Origin of the sequence: Shewanella marisflavi, assembly GCF_023283925.1 — a bacterium.
Lineage (GTDB): Bacteria > Pseudomonadota > Gammaproteobacteria > Enterobacterales > Shewanellaceae > Shewanella > Shewanella marisflavi.
The window spans coordinates 1-2,211 of record NZ_JAKIKX010000022.1 but is presented as its reverse complement, the minus strand read 5'-3'; the positions used below and the strand labels follow the sequence as shown (position 1 = coordinate 2,211).

1 tRNA gene and 2 rRNA genes are annotated in these 2,211 nt (G+C 45.2%); all 3 read right to left on the bottom strand.

Annotated elements, in window-relative coordinates:
• Positions 1 to 1,818 precede the first annotated feature (1,818 nt).
• Positions 1,819 to 1,934 (bottom strand): 5S ribosomal RNA (gene rrf / locus L2712_RS19045).
• Positions 1,935 to 1,943: 9 nt separating this feature from the next.
• Positions 1,944 to 2,019: transfer RNA gene (locus L2712_RS19040), tRNA-Thr, on the bottom strand.
• Between the two features lie 83 nt (positions 2,020 to 2,102).
• Positions 2,103 to 2,211: ribosomal RNA gene (gene rrf, locus L2712_RS19035) — 5S ribosomal RNA — on the bottom strand; the annotation flags it as partial.

Sequence of the window (2,211 nt, the reverse complement as noted above, 5' to 3'; positions counted from 1 at the left end):
TAACGGCTTAAAAACCCGAAGGCGCTTACCACCCTGACTCAACCTACATGCTTACTTACTTTGCTAAGCAGCGCCGTTTGCCGTGTCAGTGGGAGCGCATTATAGGGAGCAGAATCTTTTACGCAAGGGCTTTTTTCAATAAAAACGAACTTATTTTTTATACCTGGAATAAGCACACCCTTTACACCAATTACGCACAAAGTTATCCACACAACCTGTCTCTAAAGATACAACACACAACCTCTTTACCTATCGACGATAAAGCCCAATACCTCTTCAAAGCCCTAGTCGGGCATAGTTGAAATAGAACAACCGTATATAAAAGGAATAAAAAGAGTCAGCAGTTAATACAAATACCACGGGACAATATGGCAAAAGCCCAAGCCATTTTAGGAAAACGCTTAAGCGAATGTTCTTTTAATGCATAAATGGATCACTATTTTCCCTAAGACCACAGTACTAACTCTCTTATAAACTTTAAGCTAGTATGCGAAGCTCCTCGACCTAATTAGTCAAAAATAGAAAGCCGATAGTAGCCGATCGCTCCACCTCGAATTTTCATTAAATGTGCTTATTGGATACAAGGCTACATGGGCCGGTAGCTGTTACTTAAATGGATATACTGCGCTCAGCTAGACACAGAGCCTCATCTTATTCTACAAGCAACAAAGCAACTGAAACCGTCGAGAGTTGGGCATAAGTTAAGACAATTATGCCAACCTCCAGCTCTCCAAGTTACATCAGTTACTTTGACCCCATTTATGACGATGTAAAGACCGTCAACCAGATCTCTCACAGCTCCAGCAACTCCCTACAAAGAACTATTTTTTCCGAGAAACGGCTAGCGCCCAGGAGAGCCGATAGCGGCCTTGAGCGAATTAGATGTCGAAATATCGATACCCAAATAACCAATTTTCGACTGACCTAAACAATAGGCATTCATTCCTACCTCAGTGAATTAAGTTGTATTTGTCTTTAAGGAATCGATATTGGCCAGTAGCAAGCTTGCATACTTGACCGTGATGGGTGGCGAAAGTGTCGATATAGCAGAATGCAATTATCAACCTATCACAGATGGCAAAAGACATCCGTTTCTCAAGCGAAGCATGATGGATGGCTGGAGCGAGAAGCTGCTTGCCTGAGAACTGAGGGGCAAGGCACATGAATGTAACGAATGTCATACACGCAGGATGCAGTTTATGACCAAGATCATCGATATATAAGGGGCGCCTGTCATGGCCAACTCCGAGCAATAGATCAGATATTTACTCAACTCTCATCTCACAAGGGGCGCAAGGCATCCGTTTGGCTAGGCTGCGAGCTGAGGGGCCTGACCGCCATGGATGGCGGAAATGCAGTTAATGAATAGAGCACTTAACTGCCACACTGTGTAAGCAGCTTTGGGCTGCATGTGAAGTAACACTTTCGCGCGACCTACATGGATGTAGGAAGTGCCATAAGCTGCCAGGAGCAATTTAGGACGAGCGTATAAACGAAAAAATCCCCAACACAGTGTGCTGGGGATTTATCGACTCTCTTTCGAGAATAAATAGGCGTCTGTCATGGCCAGCTTCGAGCAAGCTCTCCGCGTTCACCCCTTGCATCAAACTTCGTTTGATAAACGCAAGAGCTTCACCATACGACCACCACGGACGGTGGAAGTGTCGATTATGCAGGATGCAATTATCGACCTACCACATGGAAGGTAGCATGCTTTGCATGCACTCTCTTCTTTCCCATGTTCGAGTAGATATTTCAAAAGCTGTTAAACGAAAAAATCCCCAACACAGTGTGCTGGGGATTCTTCGTTTATTAGGCGTCTGGAAATGACCTACTCTCACATGGGGAGACCCCACACTACCATCGGCGCGCTTGCGTTTCACTTCTGAGTTCGGGATGGGATCAGGTGGGACCACAATGCTATGGTTTCCAGACAAATTTAGTGGTGCTGATACCCAGAATCGAACTGGGGACCTCATCCTTACCAAGGATGCGCTCTACCGACTGAGCCATATCAGCACAAAACTCTTAATAATTAGGCGTCTTACTCTACATGCGCTTAATTATTTTGCTTTATCCTAAAGAGGATAAGCGAAATTAGCGTCTGGAAATGACCTACTCTCACATGGGGAGACCCCACACTACCATCGGCGCGATTGCGTTTCACTTCTGAGTTCGGGATGGGATCAGGTGGGACCACAATGCTATGGT